Annotated in this window: 20 protein-coding genes; 10 read left to right on the forward strand and 10 right to left on the reverse strand. The window is 68.4% G+C overall.

The window, feature by feature from the left end; genetic code table 11:
• Nucleotides 1-201: 201 nt before the first annotated feature.
• Both DI276_RS19185 and DI276_RS19190 read left to right on the forward strand, forming a co-directional pair.
• A complete protein-coding gene (locus DI276_RS19185) occupies nt 202-2,748 on the forward strand; it encodes a glycoside hydrolase family 97 catalytic domain-containing protein (RefSeq protein ID WP_198680751.1) in 2,547 nt (848 codons plus the stop codon).
• A 95-nt stretch (nt 2,749-2,843) separates the two neighbouring features.
• Nucleotides 2,844-3,488 carry a DedA family protein gene (locus DI276_RS19190; RefSeq protein ID WP_112265264.1) on the forward strand — a complete coding sequence of 215 codons (645 nt, stop codon included), beginning with the start codon at nt 2,844-2,846 and terminating at the stop codon, nt 3,486-3,488.
• Nucleotides 3,489-3,934: 446 nt separating this feature from the next.
• Here DI276_RS19190 and DI276_RS19200 read toward each other — a convergent pair whose 3' ends face one another.
• On the reverse strand, nt 3,935-4,978 hold the full coding sequence (locus DI276_RS19200; RefSeq protein ID WP_112265268.1) for an NAD(P)-binding domain-containing protein: 1,044 nt from the start codon (nt 4,976-4,978) through the stop codon (nt 3,935-3,937).
• Nucleotides 4,979-5,072: 94 nt separating this feature from the next.
• Between DI276_RS19200 and DI276_RS19205 the strand changes: the two genes are divergently transcribed.
• The 6 genes from DI276_RS19205 to DI276_RS19230 all read left to right on the forward strand — a co-directional run bounded on the left by DI276_RS19205 (nt 5,073) and on the right by DI276_RS19230 (nt 11,707).
• On the forward strand, nt 5,073-5,813 hold the full coding sequence (locus DI276_RS19205; protein ID WP_157984804.1) for a hypothetical protein: 741 nt from the start codon (nt 5,073-5,075) through the stop codon (nt 5,811-5,813).
• Nucleotides 5,814-5,820: 7 nt separating this feature from the next.
• Nucleotides 5,821-6,849 (forward strand): LLM class flavin-dependent oxidoreductase, encoded by a 1,029-nt coding sequence (locus DI276_RS19210; RefSeq protein WP_112265272.1) that lies wholly within the window; start codon nt 5,821-5,823, stop codon nt 6,847-6,849.
• 336 nt (nt 6,850-7,185) lie between these two features.
• Complete coding sequence (locus DI276_RS19215; RefSeq protein ID WP_112265274.1) at nt 7,186-7,713, forward strand: hypothetical protein; 528 nt, start codon at nt 7,186-7,188, stop codon at nt 7,711-7,713.
• Nucleotides 7,714-7,723: 10 nt separating this feature from the next.
• Nucleotides 7,724-8,191, forward strand: a complete 468-nt coding sequence (gene bcp, locus DI276_RS19220; protein ID WP_112265276.1) for a thioredoxin-dependent thiol peroxidase — start codon at nt 7,724-7,726, stop codon at nt 8,189-8,191.
• A 284-nt stretch (nt 8,192-8,475) separates the two neighbouring features.
• Nucleotides 8,476-8,817, forward strand: a complete 342-nt coding sequence (locus DI276_RS19225) for a DMT family transporter (RefSeq protein ID WP_112265278.1) — start codon at nt 8,476-8,478, stop codon at nt 8,815-8,817.
• A 10-nt stretch (nt 8,818-8,827) separates the two neighbouring features.
• Complete coding sequence (locus DI276_RS19230; RefSeq protein WP_112265280.1) at nt 8,828-11,707, forward strand: NACHT domain-containing protein; 2,880 nt, start codon at nt 8,828-8,830, stop codon at nt 11,705-11,707.
• On the opposite strand, the gene rdgB is transcribed toward DI276_RS19230, so the two are convergent.
• Genes rdgB through DI276_RS19245 form a run of 3 tightly spaced genes read right to left on the reverse strand, consistent with a single transcriptional unit; the run spans nt 11,704 to nt 13,873 of the window.
• Entirely contained in the window at nt 11,704-12,303 is a 600-nt protein-coding gene (gene rdgB / locus DI276_RS19235) for an RdgB/HAM1 family non-canonical purine NTP pyrophosphatase (protein ID WP_112265282.1), read from the reverse strand. The two genes, DI276_RS19230 and rdgB, sit on opposite strands and share 4 nt — an antisense overlap.
• Nucleotides 12,300-13,064 carry a ribonuclease PH gene (gene rph, locus DI276_RS19240; protein WP_112265284.1) on the reverse strand — a complete coding sequence of 255 codons (765 nt, stop codon included), beginning with the start codon at nt 13,062-13,064 and terminating at the stop codon, nt 12,300-12,302. Before rph ends, rdgB begins: the two co-directional genes overlap by 4 nt.
• A gap of 47 nt (nt 13,065-13,111) precedes the next feature.
• Nucleotides 13,112-13,873, reverse strand: a complete 762-nt coding sequence (locus DI276_RS19245) for an RNA-guided endonuclease InsQ/TnpB family protein (RefSeq protein ID WP_332874702.1) — start codon at nt 13,871-13,873, stop codon at nt 13,112-13,114.
• A 62-nt stretch (nt 13,874-13,935) separates the two neighbouring features.
• Here DI276_RS19245 and DI276_RS19250 point away from each other — a divergent pair, with 62 nt between their 5' ends.
• Nucleotides 13,936-14,430, forward strand: coding sequence for a DUF2231 domain-containing protein (locus tag DI276_RS19250; protein WP_232836761.1), 495 nt, complete (start codon nt 13,936-13,938; stop codon nt 14,428-14,430).
• Here DI276_RS19250 and DI276_RS19255 read toward each other — a convergent pair.
• From DI276_RS19255 to DI276_RS19270, 4 genes are read right to left on the reverse strand one after another with little or no spacing between them, the layout of a single operon-like run.
• Nucleotides 14,388-14,804 (reverse strand): OsmC family protein, encoded by a 417-nt coding sequence (locus tag DI276_RS19255; protein WP_112265744.1) that lies wholly within the window; start codon nt 14,802-14,804, stop codon nt 14,388-14,390. The two genes, DI276_RS19250 and DI276_RS19255, sit on opposite strands and share 43 nt — an antisense overlap.
• Nucleotides 14,791-15,567 carry an MBL fold metallo-hydrolase gene (locus DI276_RS19260; protein ID WP_112265288.1) on the reverse strand — a complete coding sequence of 259 codons (777 nt, stop codon included), beginning with the start codon at nt 15,565-15,567 and terminating at the stop codon, nt 14,791-14,793. Before DI276_RS19260 ends, DI276_RS19255 begins: the two co-directional genes overlap by 14 nt.
• A 1-nt stretch (nt 15,568) precedes the next feature.
• The gene (murI, locus tag DI276_RS19265) at nt 15,569-16,318 is read right to left on the reverse strand and encodes a glutamate racemase (protein WP_112265290.1); all 750 of its coding nucleotides are present in this window, start codon (nt 16,316-16,318) and stop codon (nt 15,569-15,571) included.
• Nucleotides 16,319-16,329: 11 nt separating this feature from the next.
• Entirely contained in the window at nt 16,330-16,941 is a 612-nt protein-coding gene (locus DI276_RS19270; protein ID WP_232836762.1) for a rhomboid family intramembrane serine protease, read from the reverse strand.
• A 32-nt stretch (nt 16,942-16,973) separates the two neighbouring features.
• Here DI276_RS19270 and DI276_RS19275 point away from each other — a divergent pair, with 32 nt between their 5' ends.
• The gene (locus tag DI276_RS19275; protein ID WP_112265294.1) at nt 16,974-17,834 is read left to right on the forward strand and encodes an SMP-30/gluconolactonase/LRE family protein; all 861 of its coding nucleotides are present in this window, start codon (nt 16,974-16,976) and stop codon (nt 17,832-17,834) included.
• Between the two features lie 109 nt (nt 17,835-17,943).
• Here the strand turns inward: DI276_RS19275 and DI276_RS19280 are convergent, their stop codons facing one another.
• A complete protein-coding gene (locus DI276_RS19280; protein WP_112265296.1) occupies nt 17,944-18,894 on the reverse strand; it encodes a PLP-dependent cysteine synthase family protein in 951 nt (316 codons plus the stop codon).
• Nucleotides 18,895-18,901: 7 nt separating this feature from the next.
• Nucleotides 18,902-19,174, reverse strand: a complete 273-nt coding sequence (locus DI276_RS19285) for a MoaD/ThiS family protein (RefSeq protein WP_112265298.1) — start codon at nt 19,172-19,174, stop codon at nt 18,902-18,904.
• Nucleotides 19,175-19,195: the final 21 nt, after the last annotated feature.

The following is a 19,195-nucleotide window of genomic DNA, read 5'->3' on the forward strand; positions in this document are numbered from 1 at the left end:
AACGCATCGTAGTCAACCGACTACTGGGCGGAAAGGCCTTTCCAGTCACGTTGTGGACCAATGGCGCGGCAACGCGTATACATCGGATCTGTCGCCGCCGCGACCGAGGTTCTGGGAGGACTGGCCATGCGATTGACCCCCGTGCGATGGCGCGCGGCAGGAGCGTTAGTCGTCGCACTGACAGCGAGTGTCACAACCCCTGTGGCAGCAGCAGAACCAGCAGCAACCGGGGTCTGGCCGAAGGCTGTCGTGCAGGTGTCGAACGGCGTGCCGACGCTGTCGGTGACCCGTGGCGGCACCACCGTGCTGGAGCCGAGCCCACTGGGCGTGGTGACGGAAAGAGCGGATCTTTCTGGCGGATTGACACTGACCGGCCGGTCCGAACGGCGGGTGGTCGAGCACTACACGGCGTCGTCGGGCAAGCAGCGGCAGCGCACCGTGGCGCACAAGGAAGAGCGCTACTCGTTCGCCGGTGCGGCCCGGTTGGACCTGGTGGTGCGGACTGCTTCGGACGGCGTTGCCTACCGATACGAACTGCCCGCAGGCCTGGGCAACGTGCTGCGCGAGACGTCGGCGTTCGTCGTGCCTTCCGCCGCCACCGCGTGGATCGCGAAGTACCGGCGTGACTACGAAAACCCGTTCGTGCAGATGAATGCCGCCACTGCGGAGTCGGCTGAATACCTGCACCCTGCGCTGTTCGAGCACCAGGGCGTCTACTCGTTGCTCACCGAGTCCGCTGTGGACGGTCGGCACTCCGGTGCCCGGCTGGTGCACACGGCTGGTTCCGGTGCCTATTCGATCAAGTATTGGGACGAGCGGATCGTCGTTGACGGGCCGTGGCAGTCCCCGTGGCGCACCGCTGTCGTCGGCTCTCTCGCGGACGTGTCCACTTCGACGTTGATGGACGACCTGGCGCCGCGTTCGCAGGTCCGCGACACGTCGTGGATCAAGCCCGGCAAGGTGTTCTGGAGCTGGCTCGCCGGTGGTCGGGAGGCAGGCCAGAGCCTTGCGATGCAGAAGCAGTACGTGGACTACGCGGCTGCGCACGGCTGGCCGTACGCGCTGGTCGACGCCGGCTGGTACTTCGACCCGAACTGGGACTACGACCCGTCGTGGGAGCAGACCTCGTGGATCCCGTCGTTGGTCTCCTACGCGCGCGCTCGCGGCGTGAAGATCCACCTGTGGATCCACTACGACGAGCTGGACACGCCTGAGGAGAGCGCGGCCCGGCTGGCGCTGTTCGAGAAGTGGGGCATCGCGGGCGTGAAGATCGACTTCATGGACTCGGACGGCCAGGACCGCTACCGCTGGTACGACCGGATTCTCGCGGAGACGGCTGCGCACAAGTTGTTGGTCAACTTCCATGGCTCGACGATCCCGCACGGCATTCACCGCACATGGCCGCACGTCATGACGATGGAAGCCGTACACGGCGGTGAGAAGTCCTCAGGTCTCACCGGGACGCATCTGACTGCGTTGCCGTTCACGCGCGGTGTCGTCGGTGGCATGGACTACACGCCGTTGGCTTGGCACCGTCCGTCCCGCACCACGTCCGACGCGCACGAGCTGGCGTTGACCGTGATCTACGAGTCGGGTCTCGCGAACCTGGCTGGTCGTCCTGAGGACTACGCGGCGCGGCCCGTCGCCGAGCGCTTCGTCGACCAGGTGCCGACCGCCTGGGACGAGACCCGGTTGCTGTCCGGGCGTCCTGCCGACCACTCGGTGTTCGCGCGCCGTTCCGGTGATCGGTGGTTCATCGGCGGCGGCTACTCCGGTGCCGCGCGGACTGTTTCCGTGCCGTTCTCGTTGCCTTCGGGGCGCTGGCTCGTGGAGATCACGCGTGATGGCCCTAGTGGTCTCGTGCGCGAGTCACGGACCGTGCGCTCCGGGGATGTCCTGACGTTGGACGTGGCAGCGAATGGCGGTTTCGCCGCAATCGCTTGCCGGGCGGGTTCTCGCACGTGTGAGCGGCCGGTGTCGGCGGTGCCTGCGACATCTGTTCACGCCGCTGCCAAGGGCTTCACGGTGACGGGACTCTTCACGACGAAGCAGGACGTGCGCGGGGTGACGCTGGCTCCGCGTGTGCCGGCCGGGTGGTCGGTGCAGGGCTCGCCGGTCAAGGCCTCCCACGTGCGACCTGGCCAGGCGCTCTCGGGTTCGTGGACCGTCGTGCCGCCCGCTTCGCCGTCGTCCTACGGCTACTTCGACATCCCGGTCGTGGCGTCGTTCGACCGCGGCGTGGAGGCGGAGAAGACCGCGCGGGTGCACCTGGTCCGGCCGCTTTCCGATGGCTGGTCCTATTTGTCGGACCGGCCGTGGGTTTCTGCTTCTGGCGGTGACGGTCCGGTCGAGAAGGACCTGACCAACGGCGGTGCTGCTGCGGGCGATGGTCGTGGCATCGCTCTTCGGCGGGTGACGTACGGCAAGGGCCTCGGCACACACGCGTCGTCCGAGATCACTTACGCGCTCGACTCCCGTTGTGCCGGGTTCGCCGCTTCCGTCGGAGTCGACGACGAGGCCGGTCTGGACGTGGCACGCCAACGCGTCGGCGGCACGGTGTCGTTCCAGGTGCTCGGCGACGGCGTGGTGCTGGCCGACACCGGACTGCTCGGCGTGCGCACTCCGGCCCGTGACCTGGCCGTCGACGTGAGCGGCGTGAGAACTCTCACGCTGCGAGTTCTCGACGGCGGTGACGGCACGCAGAACGACCACGCTTCTTGGGCCGACGCAAGGATTCGCTGTTCCTGACGGTTTTCCACAAGGCTCGGGGTGGGGTTTTCCCCACCCCGACTTTGCGGCTTACCCCACTGTCCTCTCAGTTCCCTGTCCGTAACTTGGACCCCATGAACTTGGTCGACTGGGTCACCGACCTGATGCACACGGCCGGCGCACCCGGAGCGGCTTTGGCGATCGCGCTGGAGAACCTCTTCCCACCGCTGCCCAGCGAGGTCTTCCTGCCACTGGCCGGTTTCACCGCCGCCCAGGGCAAGATGTCGCTGTTCGACGCCATCCTCTGGACCACCTTCGGCTCCGTGGCGGGAGCCCTGCTGCTGTACTGGATCGGCGCCCTGCTGGGCCGCGACCGCGTGCGCCGCATCGCCTCCCGCATGCCCCTCGTGCGGGTGTCCGATGTGGACCGAACCGAGGCGTGGTTCCTGCGCAACGGCTACAAAGCCGTCTTCTTCGGCCGCATGATCCCGGTCTTCCGCAGCCTGATCTCGATCCCGGCCGGCATCGAACGCATGCGCTTAGCCCCGTTCGTCGCCTACACCACGGCCGGCAGCCTCCTGTGGAACACAGCACTGATCCTCGCGGGCTACCTGCTGGGCGACAACTGGCACCTGGTCGAGCAGTACGTGGGCCTCGCGTCGAAGGTCGTCCTGGTCCTCGCGCTCGTGGCGGTGGTGCTCTTCGTGGTCACCCGGCTGTCCCGCCGCCGAGCAGCCGCTCCGGCCCGCGAACAGCAGCACTCCGACCAGCTCAGCTAGTGGTGTGGCCCGGAACGTTGCCGGGGGAATTCGCGGTCAGACGGGTGCATCGTGGTGCCCTGCTGAGCGTGAATTACCTCGCCAACGTTCCGGGACGCGCCACTAGCCCCGATCGGGCCGACGGTCACGCAACCCCACGTCGCCAACGGCCCTCCGCGCACATCACGCGGGCAACCACATGGCGCTCACATCGCCAACGCCCACATCAGACCTGTGGATCACGTGACCCCTCAGGTCGCCGACGCCCTCCGCACCACACCAGGGGCGCGCAACCGCACGCCACTTCACCAAGGCCCACACCAACCCCGCGACCACGCGACCCCTCACGTCGCCGACGCCCCACACCAACCCCCGCTCACGCTGCCCCGCAACCACGCGACCTCACCTCCGCCGAGGCCCCGCATGAACCAACAGCCAGCTCTCCAACGAGCCCACAGCCCGCCCGATCACCCAGCCGGTACAGCCTCCAGGTGCCGCAGCAACTCCCGAACAGCACTCCGACCTGCCCGGTTGGCCCCGATCGTGCTGGCCGACGGCCCATAACCCACGAGGTGAATCCGCGGGTCGGCCACGACCCGCGTCCCGTCGACCTGAATCCCGCCACCGGCAGAACGCAGGTGCAGCGGCGCAAGGTGGTCGAGGTCGTGCCGGAAGCCGGTCGCCCACAGAATCACGTCGGCGTCGAAGCGCTCACCGGACGCCCACTGCACGCCGCTGGGCGTGATCCGCTCGAACATCGGCTTGCGGTCCAGCAACCCGGACGCGATCGCGGCACGCGTCTGGTCGTTGAGCGCCAGCCCGGTCACGCTGACGACGCTGCGCGGAATCAGCCCCTGCCGGACGCGTTCGTCGACCATGCCGACCACCCAGCGGCCGTACTCCTCGGTGAACGGCCCTTCCCGCCACACCGGCTCGTGGCGGGTGACCCAGCGAGTCTCCGCAGCGAGAGGAGCGAGTTCCATGAGCAACTGCGTCGCCGAAGCACCGCCGCCCACCACCACGACCCGCTTACCGGCGAACTCGGCAGGCCCCTGGTAGTCGGCGGTGTGCAGCTGGCGACCCCGGAACGTTTCCTGGCCCGGGTAGTACGGCCAGAACGGGCGGCGCCACGTGCCGGTCGCGTTGATCAGGCCGCGCGTGGTCCAGACGCCGTCGGACGTCTCGACCTTGAGCAGCGAGCCGTCGTCGACGACCTGCAGCACGTTCACCGGACGGATCACCGGCAGGTCGAAGAGCCGTTCGTAGCGCGCGAAGTAGGACGGGATGGCCTCGTTGGCGCGCTCCTCGGGTGCCGGCTGTTCGAACGGCATGCCGGGCAGCTCGTGAATCCCGTGCACGGTCCGCATCCGCAGCGAGGGCCAGCGGTGCAGCCAGGCGCCGCCGGGCGCGTCGTTCGCGTCCAGCACCACGTGGTCGACATCCCGCCGGCGAAGGAAGTACGAGGCGGACAGGCCCGCCTGTCCCGCGCCGATCACCACCACATCCGTCACACCACGATCAACCGAACGGAGTCAACGAAACGTCCCAGCTGTGACACACGGATCAGCAGACAACTCCTACTGGCAGCCGATAGCGTCCAAGATCGTGCACCTCCTCCTGACGCTGGCGCTGGCCGCCACGCCGATTCCCGTGCCCGCCACCACGTCCTCGTACGCCGTCTACGACCGCATCACGCACACGATCAAAGGCCGAGACGTCCACAAGCCGATCAGGTCCGCGTCGCTGGTGAAGATCCTCATCGCGATCGAGCAGCTGGAGACGCGCGGCGACGACCCGCGCATCGAGCCGATGTTGCGCGTGAGCGACGACTACTCGGCGAGTGAGCTGTGGGTCGAGAACGGCTGGGAGCAGGTCGTCGTGCGCACCGCGGCACGTCTCGGTCTGCAGGACACGCGCCCGCCGGAGCGGCGCGGTATGTGGGGCTACACGGCGGTGAGCGCGTACGACGTCGTGCAGACCTACCGGTACCTGCTGGAGCGGGCGAAGCCGGAGGTCCGCAAGACGATCATGGGCCACCTGAAGCGGGCGGAGAAGTGCGCGTCGGACGGCTTCGACCAGTCGTTCGGGCTGCCCTCTGCGACCTGGCGGCCCGCGTTCAAGCAGGGCTGGTCCGGCTTCGGCGACCCGGTCGAACCGTGCGTGGACACGCCGCGCCCGCGCATCGCCTACGACCTCGACCTGAAGTCGCCGGCCATGCACACGTCCGGGACGTGCGGGTTCAGCGTCGTGGCCGTGCTGACGCTGCACCCGGAGGGCACGAGCTACGCCGAGGCCGCGAAACGAGTTACCCGCGTCACGGAAGAAGTCACCAAGTATCGGTGTTGATCGATGTATGAGCCGTCTCAGTGAGATCCCGCTGTCCGTTCTCGACCTCGCTCCCATCACGTCGGGATCGGACGCCACGACCGCGCTGCGGAACTCGCGGGAACTCGCTCAGCAGGCCGAACGCCTCGGCTACCACCGCTACTGGTTCGCAGAGCACCACAACATGCCGGGCATCGCGTCGTCCGCGCCCGCCGTGCTGATCGGGCACATCGCCGACGCCACGTCGACGATCCGCGTCGGCTCCGGCGGCGTGATGCTGCCCAACCACGCTCCGTTGGTGGTCGCGGAGCAGTTCGGCATGCTCGAAGCACTGCACCCCGGCCGCATCGACCTCGGCATCGGCCGCGCGCCCGGCACCGACCAGAAGACGGCACGGGCGTTGCGGCGCACCGAGGCGGGGCTGTCCGCGGAGAACTTCCCGCAGGAGCTGACCGAGCTCATCAAGTACTTCGAGGGCACCGCCGACCTCAACGCCGTGCCCGCCGCGGGCAACAAGCCGCCGATCTGGCTGCTGGGCTCGTCCGGCTACAGCGCGCAGGCCGCGGGTCTGCTGGGGCTGCCGTTCGCCTTCGCCCATCACTTCAGCGCGCAGAACACGTTGCCGGCACTGGAGCTGTACCGGCGGCACTTCCGCCCGTCGGAGGTTCTCGCCGAGCCGTACGCGATGGTGTGCGCCTCGGTGATCGTCGCGGACACCGACGAGCACGCCCGCTGGATCGCCGGTCCCGGCGCGCTGTCGTTCGTGCGGCTGCGCCAGGGACGGCCGGGTCCGCTGGCGACGCCGCAGGAGGCAGCGGACTACCCGTACACCGAGATCGACGAGCTGGTGGTCGAAGACCGCATGTCCACCCAGATCATCGGGTCCCCCTCAACGGTCCGCGCCGGGCTCGACGAGTTGATGGAGTCGACCGCCGCCGACGAGCTCATGGTGACGACCATCGTGCACGGCCACGAAGACCGCCTCCGTTCCTTCGAACTGCTCAGCGAGGTGGCCGAACGGACGCCTTCGCTGGGCCGTTCAGCCGCACATACGTGAGTCGGTCACGCCTGACCTTCACGTTTCGTACGACTGACACTGGTCTGAACGGGTGATATACGGCTCCGCTTGTAGCGCCAGACACACTGTCGGCGATGATCGGTGTGAGCGCGCACGCCCCCCGACGCGCTCCCTAGCTTCATCAAGCGGCCGCCGCCGCGGACGGCGTGGGGCAGGCGCACTGTGTGGCGCCGCCCACGCCGCCCATCACGAGACGGCCACGGCCCGGCACCAGGTCTGCCTCAAGGCCCCTTTTCGGTCCCCGCCACCCCTTCGGCACCGTCACAGTTGACGGGAGTCGTTCACACCCACCGCCGGGGTGGGAAAGGGGAGTTCGTGAAGTTCGCCAAATCGGCCGCGGGCCTGTGCCTGCTGCTGGCCGTGGCGGGATGTGCGGGCCCCAGTGTCGCCATCACCCCGGATGAGAACCTGACAGTGGAACAGCGAGCCGAGACGCCCAGCGCGTCCGGCGCCGCCGCGTTCGGCACCCAGCGCGTGTGGGCCTCCGGCCTCTCCGTCGTGCTGTCCGCGCCCCGCTCGCTGGCCCCGTCCGAAACAGCCATCCCGCCGGCCAAGCGCACCGCGGTCTTCACGATCACCGTCTACAACGGCTCCAAGGCGTCCTACCGCCCCTCCCAGCTGATCGTGCGCGCCACGGTCGGCGACTCCCCCGTCCCCGAACTGGTCGACTCGGTGCAGGGCCTCAACGGCCTGGCCGGCGCCGTGGCGGAGCTCCCGCCGGGCCGCGACACCCAGTTCCAGGTGGCGTTCGCCGTGTCCGAACAGCCGGTGCTGATGCAGCTGACCGTCCAGCCGGGTGGACAGGGCCAGGACGTGGCGACCGTGTTCGAGGGCCAGGCCTAGTCTGGCCGTCATGACCAGTCGTCTCGAACCTGGAGACACCGCGCCCGCGTTCACGCTGCCCGACAGCGAGGGCAAGCCGGTGTCCCTGTCCGACTACCTCGGCAAGTCCGTGGTCGTGTACTTCTACCCGGCCGCCAGCACGCCGGGCTGCACCAAGCAGGCCTGCGACTTCCGCGACAACCTCGGCGCCCTCGCCGACTCCGGCTACGAGGTCGTCGGCATCTCGCCCGACAAGCAGGAGAAGCTCGCCAAGTTCCGCGCCGAGGAGGGCCTCAACTTCCCGCTGCTCGGCGACCCGGACAAGAAGGTCCTGCAGGAGTGGGGCGCGTTCGGCGAGAAGCAGAACTACGGCCGCACCGTCCAGGGCGTCATCCGCTCGACGTTCCTGGTCGGCCCGGACGGCAAGATCGTCAAGGCCATGTACAACGTCCGCGCCACCGGCCACGTCGCGAAACTGCTGCGCGAACTCCCCGCCTGATTTTCGTTCGAGGGCGAGGTCGCCGCCGTTTCGCTTGCGGCGGCGACCCCTTCTTGAGGTATGGTCGGGTGGAGGGCGTGCAACAAAGCCGCCCCTGTTCCGGTGAGGGTGATACACCGTGTGTCGCTTGACGGCACCTCGCGGCCCCGACATCCCGTCTGATTTCGTTCTGCGTGTCCACTTTCCCACGCGCGGCGGTTGACCTGGGCTTTTAAGCCCAAACGTCCATCGCTCCATCAACACGCACGCCAAGCGCTGCGTGCATTTCGTGCTGGGAAAATTCAATGCTCAAGTGGATACTGCTGACCGTCGCCGTGGGCGCGGAAGTTTTCGCAACCCTTTGTCTCAAGTACTCCGACGGCTTCACCAAACCCCTGCCCGTGATCGGTTTGGGCGCGGGCTTCCTCACCGCCCTCTACCTGGAATCGGTGGTGATCCGAATGGGTCTGCCGGTGGCCATCACCTACGCGATCTGGGCAGGCGCCGGCATCGCCCTGGTCGCCATCACCAGCCGCGTCCTCTTCGAAGACCCGCTGAACCTCGCGATGCTCCTCGGCATGGCCTTGATCGCCGCAGGCGTCTGCGTGGTGTCCGTTGCGTCCCACGCGCAGGCCGCCACCGTCTAACCTCGTTTGGGTGCACTTCGAGATCGCTGCCGTCTCCCAGCTAGGCCAGTCGGTGGCGATGCGCGCCGCCACCGAATGGCTGGCGAGCCACGCCGAGCCCGACACCCGAACCCTGTCGCTGGCCGACCTGGCGGCGTTGGAACTCTCGAAGCCCACCCAACGAGCGAAGCTCGACACCCTCGTCCAGCACATCGGACACCAGGTGACCGAGCAGTTGGAGGCCGTCCTCGAACGGTTCCCCGAAGACGACGTCGCCGCCTCCGTGCGAGCGGTGGAGGCGGCGCTGTCGTCCGTCGACCTGTCCGACGAGGCCCTGTTAGCCGACGACGCCGACCCGGAAGTCCTGGCCCAACGGGTCCGCCGCTCGCTGCCACGCGCCGACCTGGGCCGCTGCTACGACATCGCGCTCGACCAGTCGTGCCGCTACCTCGTGCAGATCCTCAGGCACCTGCCGTCGTTCCAGCCGCGCGCTCTCGCCGAGGTCCTCTCCCGAGCCACCGCCCAGACCGCCCTGCTCGAAGACGTCCTGTCCCGGCTGCCCCGAACGTCTTTGTACGCCCCACAAGGCACCGACAACGACGACGAGTTCCGCGACGAGTACCTCCGCTACATCGCCGCGAACCTGGACCGTCTCGAACTCCTCGGTCTGTCCATGAAGGACAAACCACGCCTGGCGCTCAGCGTCGCCTATCTGAGCCTGACCGTCTCAGGCCAGGAACGGCGGCAACGCGAGTGGTTCGGCGAGCACGATCATCACGTGCATTCCGGGGTGAGAGTGGAGTCCGCACTTGCCGACCGCACTCTCGTCCGCGGAGAGGCAGGCTCCGGCAAGACGACCCTGCTCGACTGGCTGGCTGTCACGGCCGCGCGTGGCGGATTCGTGGGCGATCTCTGCGGTTGGAACGGGCTGATCCCGTTCCCCATCCGGCTTCGCGGCTACGCCGACTCCCCGCTGCCCACCAGGCCGGAGGACTTCGTCACCGGCTGGCTGGCCGGGATCATGCCCGCCGGCTGGGTCCATCGCGTCCTGCAAGCAGGCGCAGGACTGCTGCTGGTGGACGGCGTCGACGAGGTGCCACCGGCGAAACGGCACAGTGTCCGCGAGTGGCTACGGGAGTTCGCCGTTGCTTTCCCATCCGCACGAATCGTCGTGACGGCACGCCCGGCCGCAGCTGACGGAAAGTGGCTGGCAGAGCTCGAGTTCTCCTCCGTCCTGCTGGAGCCGATGAGCCCGACGGATGTGAAGGTGTTCCTCCAGCGGTGGCACGAAGCCGCCGAGGCACCGGAGGAAGCCCAGCGGCGGTTGGTCAGCCAGCTCGACAGCCGTGAACATCTGCGTGCGTTGGCCTCTTCGCCGTTGTTGTGCGCGATGTTGTGTGCACTCAACCTCGGCCGGACGTCCGAACTGCCACAGCACCGCATGGAGCTGTATGCGGCAGCACTCACGATGCTGCTGGATCTCCGAGACGCCGAACGGGGCATCGCCAGAATCCTGACCACCTCGGACAAGACCGTGCTGCTGCGAGATCTGGCCTGGCGTCTCACGCTGGGCGGACGAAGCCAGCTGCCCACCGCCAAGGTGCACGAGCACGTCACCCGCAAGATCCGCTCGATGCCCAACGTGGACGAGGAACCCAGCACCGTCGTCACACACCTGCTGGAGCGCAGCGGCGTCATCCGCGAACCCGTGCCCGGCCAGGTCGATTTCGTGCACCGGACGTTCCAGGAGTACCTGGCAGGCGAAGAAGCCATGCAGGACGGGCAGATCGAGACCCTGGTCGCCCACGCCCATCAGGACTCGTGGACCCAGACCGTGGTGCTCGCCTGCGGTCACGGCCAGCGTTCCCAGGTCAACGAGCTGCTCACCGAGGTGCTCGACCGGGCCGACCGCGAACCGCGCACCGCCCGCCGGCTGCGACTGCTGGCCGCAGCCTGTTTGGAGACCGTCCGGGACGTCGACGCTGAGGTGCACGAGCGGGTCGACGCGATCATCCGGAACCGGTTGGTCCCACCCAGGGGCAAGAAGGAAACCGCTTCGCTGGCGACGATCGGGCACCGTCTGCTCCGCTATCTGCCGACCAGCCTCGACGGACTTTCCGACGCTGCCGCGAGTGCAACCGTCCGCAGCGCCGCATTGACGGGCTCGCCGGAAGCGATGGCCTTGCTGGCCGACTATGCCGGAGACAAGCGGCTGACCGTGCAGGAAGAACTGCTCGACGCGTGGCCCAGGTTCGATCCCCGGCGCTATGCGGAGGAGCTGCTGGCAGATGCACCGTTGATCGACGGGCATGCGCGGATCAGGACCACTCGGCTGATCCCGTACCTTCCCCTGCTACGCCGCCTGATCGGCACCGACATCCTCCTCAGTTCCTCGGTCGCGCCGCCCGACCTGCGATTCCTCGCCGAGGTGAAGCAGCTCCGGTACCTCAGTGTCAACATGACGGGCAGGGGGGAAGTCGATCTGAGCCCGCTGAAGTCGACCGAGCCACGGGTCGTCTTCCTGGTTAACGCTCGACGGTTCACGAACACCGATCAGCTCCCGCATGTCCCGTACTCGCTCCTGCTCATACAGGGGGAACCGTGGCACGACCTCAGCTTCATTCGCGGACGTTCGCTCAAGAACCTCACTTTGAGCCCTGCTGCGACGGACAGCGTCGCGGAGGCGATCGGTGACGTGGCTCGTCTGCACAAGCTGGGGTGCTGGAACTGGGACGACCTGAGCGTCATCCCAGCGGTTCCCGGGTTGAAGGAACTCGAGCTCATGGGGAACGAGCCGGTCGACGTGAGGCCGCTGCGCGGGACGCCACTGCAGCTGTGGCTGAGTCGAAGCACCACCTACACCGGGGTCGATGAGCTCGGCCCCGATGTCAAGGTCCAGTGGTACGGCTAGGCCAGCTTGCGGAGGTAGGGGACCAAGAGCTTGAGTGCGCGGCCGCGGTGCGACTCCGCGTCCTTCTCCTCGGCGGTCATCTCGGCCGACGTGATCTCGTACCCCTCAGGCACGAAGATCGGGTCGTAACCAAAGCCGTTGGTCCCGCGCCGCGCACGCAGCAACGTCCCACGCCACTCGCCACGCACGACGACCTCTTCGCCACCGGGCACGACCATCGCCACGACCGACACGAACGCCGCACCACGGCGCTCGTCCGGCACGTCGCCGAGCTGGCCCAGCAACAGATCCAGGTTGGCGTCATCGTCGCCGTGCTTGCCAGACCAACGGGCCGACAACACGCCAGGCATGCCGTTCAGCTCATCGACCGCCAGCCCGGAGTCGTCCGCAACGGACACCAGCCCGGTAGCGGCAGCGGCGTCACGAGCCTTGGCCAGCGCGTTGCCCTCGAAGTCCGGCGCGGTCTCCGGCGCCTCGGGAAACGACGGCACATCCGCCAAAGACAGGACGGAGATCCCCGTCAGGCCCTCAGCGGCCACGATGCGCTGCAGCTCGCGAAGCTTCTTCGCGTTGCGCGAAGCCAGCAACACCTTCATCGCCGGCTCGCCTTCGGCTCCGGCAGCACGCCGGGGTAAGGCTCAGCAAGCGCCGCAGCCTGGATGCGGTTCAGCTCGGCGCAACCCAGCAGAGCCACGTCCAGCATGCGGTCCAAAGTGGACCGCGCGAAGGTGGCGCCCTCACCGGTGCCCTGCACCTCGATCAACGTGCCGGCGTCGGTGGCGACGACGTTCATGTCGACCTCCGCGCGCGAGTCCTCCTCGTACGGCAGGTCCAGCCGCACGCGCCCGTCCACGACACCGACGGACACGGCGGACACCGCGCACGACAGCGGCGAGGGGTCGGCCAACCTACCCGCGGCGCCCAGCCACGTGACGGCGTCGGCCAAAGCCACGTAGGCGCCGGTGATCGCCGCGGTGCGGGTGCCGCCGTCGGCCTGGATGACGTCGCAGTCGATGACGATGGTGTTCTCGCCCAACGCCGCCAGGTCGATGCAGGCGCGCAGAGACCGGCCGATCAGGCGCGAGATCTCGTGCGTGCGGCCGCCGATCCGGCCCTTCACCGACTCGCGGTCGCTGCGCGTGTGCGTCGCGGACGGGAGCATCGCGTACTCGGAGGTCACCCAGCCCAGGCCGGAGCCCTGCCGCCAGCGGGGGACGCCTTCGGTGACACTCGCGGCGCAGAGCACGCGGGTGTTCCCGAACTCGATCAGGACCGAGCCCGCGGGCCAGGTCTGATATCCACGCGTGATCCGGATGTCACGCAACACGTCGTCGTTTCGGCCGTCGCTTCGCACCACGAGGCCTACCCTATTGACCTCCTCCCCGCCGCGAACAAGGGGGATTCCTACGGCTCGCGCCGCAGGGGTGTCTGCTTCGTCACCGACTGCCCGCCCGGAGAACTCCGTTGAGGCCTTACGCCGGCTCCACAGACTGTCACCGCCAACCCGGCGGCCAGAATGTTGCGTGCCGCGTTCACGTCCCGATCATGGGCTGCGCCGCAGGCACAGGTCCAGGTCCGCACGCGCAGCGGCATGGTTTCCGCGAGCGCGCCGCAGGCCGAGCACAGCTTGGACGACGGGAACCAGCGATCGACCGCGATCACTTGCCGCCCGTACCACCTCGCTTTGTACTCCAGCATCTGCCGGCACTGCCGCCAGCCCGCACCACTGATCGCGCGGGCCAGGCGGTGGTTGCCGACCATGTTGGACACGGCCAGGTCCTCGATCACGAGCGTTTGGTTCTCACGCACGAGCCGAGTAGTGATCTTGCGCAGGTAGTCCGTGCGCCGGTCGGCCGTCCGGGCATGCACACGGGCGACCTCGACGCGGGCCTTGGCCCGGTTGGTGCTGCCCTTCTGCTTGCGACACAACGCCCGCTGCGCCTTCGCCAGCGCCGTCCGGTCGCGCTGCTCGTGCTGGGGATTACCGATCTTCTCCCCGGTCGAGAGAACGAGCAGGTGATCGAGGCCGAAGTCGATGCCCACCACCGAGTCGGTAACGGGCAGCGGTGTCACACTCGGGTCTTCGCACAACAGCGACACGAACCAGCGCCCGGCCGAGTCCCGCGGTACTTGAACGCCCGCTTCGAGTGCTCGCTCACCCGCCACAGCCTAGCGACGTCGAAGAACATCGGATGAACCCGGCAGAGCGCCATGGCGTAGGGAGAGACATGCTGACGATCGACGGTATTCCGCTCCACCCGTTGTTCGTGCACGCGGTGGTCGTGCTGTTGCCTCTCGCGGCGCTGAGCTCGGTCGCGATCGCGCTGGTCCCGGGCTGGCGGCGCAAGTACGCGTGGCCCGTGCTCGGGGTCACGCTGGCCGGTGTCGCGGCGGTTCCGGTGGCCAAGCAGGCCGGTGAGGACCTCAAGGCCGCACTGGAGAGCCGGGTCGGGCCCAATCCCGCAATCCAGACGCACGCCGACCTCGGCACCACGCTGCTGCCCATCGCGCTCGGCTTCGGCGTCGCGGTCATCGCGCTGCTGGTCGCGGGCAGGCTCGCGGACCGGGAACGCGCGGCCGAGGCACCCACCACGAAGACGTGGCGGGTGATCTCAGTCGTCGTGTCGGTGCTGGTGGTCCTGCTCGCGGCCGGCACCGTCTACCAGACCGTGCGCGCGGGTCACAGCGGGTCGACGGCGGTCTGGAGCGGCATCGGCAGCTGAAGGGGCGCCGTCGCCGACTGCTTCAACGTCCGGGTGACCGTGCAGAACTGCTCCACGGCGCGACGGACGACGGTTTCGAGCGCCTCCGGGTCGTCCACCGCGGACAGGTCGTACGAGAGCGTCACCGGGATGGAGATCACCTCGTTGCCGCTCTCGGACTGCACCGCGTCCGCGACCGCCGACAGCTGATCACCGCCGGTGCGACGCAGGACCAGCGTTTCCGACGTCACGAGCGCGCAGCCCGCCGCGGCCGCCACCAGCAGCTCGACCGGGCTGAACGAGCCCTCCTGGCCCTTGCGGCCGATCCGCACCGAGGCACCACGTCCGTTGGAAGCAACGAACTCGTGTTCGCCGACTCTCTCAAGCTCGATCATCTGCACTCCCCAGCTCGTACCGGCCGCCCTCGACGACCAGCTCACACGGCCCGTCGAACGCGGACTGGGCCTCCTTCAGCACGTCCTCGCGGGAGGTCCACGGCGGCACGTGCGTGATCAGCAGCCGCCCGGCCCCCGCCCGCGCGGCCAGCTCACCTGCCTCGCGCCCGGACAGGTGCAGATCCGGCTGCCGGTCGGGGGCGTGCGTCCAGCTCGCCTCGCTCAGCAGCACATCCACGCCGGAAGCCAGCGTGTCGAGCGACGAGCACGGTCCGCTGTCGCCTGTGTAGGCCAACGTCACGCCACCGCACGAAATCCGGAACCCGTAAGCCTCGCAAGGATGCGCGACCACGGCAGAGTCCACAGTGAACGGTCCGATTTGGATCCGCGAACCCAAGTCGTGAAACGAGAACACGTCGCTGAAGTCCAGCGAAGACCGCTCTGCCTCGTTCGGCGCGTAGGCCGCGACGAACCGCGACGGAGCCTCCGCGGGCGCGTAGACCGGCAACGGGCTGGAAGGCGGCGTCGGGTGGTACTTCCGCGCCACGTATAGCGAAGACACGTCGATGCAGTGGTCAGGATGCAGGTGCGAGAGCACCAGAGCGTCCATCGAGAACAGCGGACGCTCCTGCTGGAACCGCGACAGCACCCCGTTGCCGAACTCCAGCACCAACGTGAACCCGTCGGCCTCCAGCAGGTAACCCGACGCCGCCGCGCCGGGTCCGGGAATGCTGCCGGAGCAGCCGAGCACGGTCAGCAGCACGTCAGCCCCATTGCTCAAAGGTAGGCAGGAACCTGGCCGCGAGCTTCGCGAACCGCTCGGGCGGACCAGTGCACGTCACCCGGTGGACGGCAGGGTCGGTGGCGAACTCGTCGCGCTCCGTCAGCAGCCGCACGACGTCCTTCACCGTCTCCTCGGCGCTCGACACCAGCGTCACGGCCTCGCCCATGACGATCTGGATCACGCCGGTCAGCAACGGGTAGTGCGTGCAGCCCAGCACCACCGTGTCGACCTCAGCGCGCTGCAACGGCTCCAGGTACGCCTGCGCCAGCCCGAGCACCTGCCGCCCGGACGTGACGCCGCGCTCGACGAAGTCGACGAACCGGGGGCACGCCGCCGCCGTCACAGTCACGTCACGCGCCGCCTGGAACGCGTCCTGGTACGCGTGCGAGTTGATGGTGCCGACCGTGGCGATCACGCCGACGCGGCCGCTGTGAGTCGTCCGAACCGCACGCCGCACGGCCGGCAGGATCACCTCGACCACCGGCACGTCGTAGCGCTCACGGGCGTCGCGGAAGCACGCGGCGGACGCGGTGTTGCACGCGATCACGAGCATCTTCGCGCCCTCGTCGACCAACCGGTCGCAGATCTCCAGCGCGTGCTTGCGCGCCTGCGCGATCGGCAGCGGCCCATATGGACCATGAGCCGTGTCGCCGATGTAGTGGATCGACTCGCCGGGCAGCTGGTCCATGATCGCTCGGGCGACCGTGAGGCCTCCGACGCCCGAATCCATGATCCCGATCGTCACGCCGTGAATGTAGCTGGTGTTGTCTTGCGGCGGTTGTCACGAGACACACCCCACGCAGCGAGAACGCCACCGATTGCGCCGAACAGGTGGCCTTCCCACGACACACCCGGCTGACCGGGCAGCACGCCCCACAGTGCAGCGCCGTACAACGCGAACACGCCGACCGCGATCAGCAACTGCAGCCACGACCGCGCGAAGATGCCGCGCACGAGCAGGAACGCCAGGAACCCGAACACCAGCCCGGACGCGCCGATGTGGCTGCCGGGGCTGCCGAACACCCAGACGCCCAGCGCCGACGTCAGCCAGATGACCGCGGTGATCTGGAAGAACTGCTTGAGTCCACCGGAGGTCGCGAGGAACCCGAGCAGCAGCAACGGAACCGCGTTGCCGGTGAGGTGGCTCCAGTCGCCGTGGATCAACGGCATCCAGAGCAGGTTGTCCCACTCGCTGAAGTCGCGCGGCCGCACGCCGTCGCCTTCCAGCGAGCCACCGGTCGCCACGTCGAACGCCTCGACCACGTAGAGGAAGCCGACGAACCCGGCCACGACGAGCAACGACAGCACGGGGTGCGGCGGAATGACTCGTTTCGCTAGCGCGGTGCGGTCCACTTCCCCAGGGTACGTGGACCTAAGCTGATCAGGTGTCGATCGAAGTAGCGGTGCATACATCGGCCCAGCTCGGCGAGGGGCCGACGTGGGACCACAGCAGTTCTACGTTGCTGTGGGTGGACATCCTGGCATCCGAGGTCCACCGCTACGCCCCCGCACGGGACGACGACGCCGTGCTCACGCTCCCTCAGCACGTGGGCGCCGCCAAGCCGCGCTCCCACGGTGGCATCGTCTGCAACCTGCGTGACGGCATCGCGCTGATCGACCGCGACGGCACCAAGTCCTGGCTCGTCTACTGGGCCCGCGACGGCGTGCGCGGCAACGACGCGGGCGTCGACCCGTCGGGCCGCCTGTGGGCCGGCACCATGCGTTACGACCAGGCCGCCGACGAGGGCTGGCTCGCCAGGATCACCGGCGAGGGCGCCGCGAAGGTCATGGTGGACAAGGTGAACACCAGCAACGGCGTCGGCTGGAGCCCCGACGGCACGCTGATGTACTACATCGACACCCCGACGCGCCGGATCGACGTGTTCGACTTCGACAACGCCACCGGAACCCCGAAAAACCGGCGCCCGCTCACCCACGTCGGCCACACCGAGGGCTGGCCGGACGGCCTCACCGTGGACGCCGACGGGTGCGTGTGGGTCGCGTTGTGGGGCGGGCACGCCGTGCGCCGCTACACCCCGCAAGGCGAGCTCGACCGCGAGATCGCACTGCCGGTCGACCAGCCGACCGCGTGCTGCTTCGGCGGCCAGGACTTCACCGACCTCTACGTCACGTCGGCGCGCGTCGGCCTGTCGGACCAGGCGCTGATGGACCGGCAGCTGAACGGCTCGGTGCTCGTGCTGCCCGGCGTCGGCGCGGGCCTGCCTGGCGTTGCCTTCAACGGATGATCGCTGCTCAAGACGCGAGCCGACGAGTTAAGATCACTCGTCGGCTCAACATCTGGGGGATGAGTTATGAGCGAAGATCTCGCGTGGAAGGGCGCCCTGTAACGGGTTTCTAGGCCCAGAGGTGGCCGTCGAGCTTGGCGGCCGCCTCGTCCAGCGTTCCGGCGTAGGCACCGGTGGACAGGTACTTCCACCCCGCGTCCGCGACGATGAACACGATGTCGGCGGACTTCCCCGCGACCTCGGCCTTCTGCGCGACGGCGAGCGCGGCGTGCAGGATCGCGCCCGTCGAGATGCCGGCGAAGATGCCCTCGGTCTCCAGCAGCTGCCGGGTGCGGCGCAACGCGTCGTAGGAACCGACCGAGTACCGCCCGGTCAGCACCGACTCGTCGTACAGCTCCGGCACGAAGCCCTCGTCCAGGTTGCGCAGGCCGTAGACCAGCTCGCCGTACCGCGGTTCGGCGGCGATGATCTGCACGTCCGGCTTGGCCTCGCGCAGGTACCGGCCGACGCCGACCAGCGTGCCCGTCGTGCCGAGACCGGCGACGAAGTGCGTGATGGACGGCAGATCGGCAAGGATCTCCGGCCCCGTGCCGCGGAAGTGCGCCTCGGCGTTCGCCGGGTTCCCGTACTGGTAGAGCATGATCCAGTCCGGGTTCTGCTTGGCGAGCTCCTTGGCCGTGGCGACGGCCTGGTTCGACCCGCCGGCGGCCGGGGAGAACACGATCCGCGCGCCGTAGGCCTGCAGCAGCTGGCGGCGCTCGGTCGAGGTGTTCTCCGGCATCACGCACACCAGGCCGTAGCCCTTGAGCTTCGCGGCCATCGCCAGCGAGATGCCGGTGTTGCCGGACGTCGGCTCCAGGATCGTCGCACCGGGACGCAGCACGCCGTCCCGCTCCGCCGCCTCGATCATGGCCAGCGCGGGCCGGTCCTTGATCGAGCCGGTCGGGTTGCGGTCCTCGAGCTTCGCCCAGATGCGCACGTTCTCCGACGGAGACAGGCGGGGCAGGCCCACCAGCGGTGTCCCGCCGAGCGCGTCCAGGAGCGAGTCGTAGCGGGCCATGGGGAGATCAGCCGCCTGCGACAGCCGGGAGGATGGTGACGTTGTCGCCGTCCTTCACCTGGGCCTCGAGGCCACCGGAGAAGCGCACGTCCTCGTCGTTGACGTAGACGTTGACGAAGCGGTGCAGCGCACCTTCCTTGACCAGGCGGGCCTTGAGGCCGCCGTGGTTGTTCTCCAGGTCGTCGATGACCTCGGCGAGCGTCGCGCCGGTGGCGGACACCGACTTCTCGCCCCCGGTGTGGGTGCGCAGGATGGTCGGGATCGACACGGTGACGGCCATGATGGTTCTACCTCCGGGGAA

The organism is Lentzea terrae (assembly GCF_003265345.1).
Lineage (GTDB): Bacteria > Actinomycetota > Actinomycetes > Mycobacteriales > Pseudonocardiaceae > Lentzea > Lentzea terrae.

Bases quoted from the DNA above. Each gene is read 5' to 3' on its own strand.
- DI276_RS19280 (WP_112265296.1), bottom strand. From the start codon at position 18,894: ATGGCCCGCTACGACTCGCTCCTGGACGCGCTCGGCGGGACACCGCTG.
- murI (WP_112265290.1), bottom strand. From the start codon at position 16,318: ATGGATTCGGGCGTCGGAGGCCTCACGGTCGCCCGAGCGATCATGGAC.
- DI276_RS19190 (WP_112265264.1), top strand. From the start codon at position 2,844: ATGAACTTGGTCGACTGGGTCACCGACCTGATGCACACGGCCGGCGCA.
- rdgB (WP_112265282.1), bottom strand. From the start codon at position 12,303: ATGAAGGTGTTGCTGGCTTCGCGCAACGCGAAGAAGCTTCGCGAGCTG.
- bcp (WP_112265276.1), top strand. From the start codon at position 7,724: ATGACCAGTCGTCTCGAACCTGGAGACACCGCGCCCGCGTTCACGCTG.
- DI276_RS19255 (WP_112265744.1), bottom strand. From the start codon at position 14,804: ATGATCGAGCTTGAGAGAGTCGGCGAACACGAGTTCGTTGCTTCCAAC.
- DI276_RS19285 (WP_112265298.1), bottom strand. From the start codon at position 19,174: ATGGCCGTCACCGTGTCGATCCCGACCATCCTGCGCACCCACACCGGG.
- DI276_RS19210 (WP_112265272.1), top strand. From the start codon at position 5,821: ATGAGCCGTCTCAGTGAGATCCCGCTGTCCGTTCTCGACCTCGCTCCC.
- DI276_RS19225 (WP_112265278.1), top strand. From the start codon at position 8,476: ATGCTCAAGTGGATACTGCTGACCGTCGCCGTGGGCGCGGAAGTTTTC.
- DI276_RS19250 (WP_232836761.1), top strand. From the start codon at position 13,936: ATGCTGACGATCGACGGTATTCCGCTCCACCCGTTGTTCGTGCACGCG.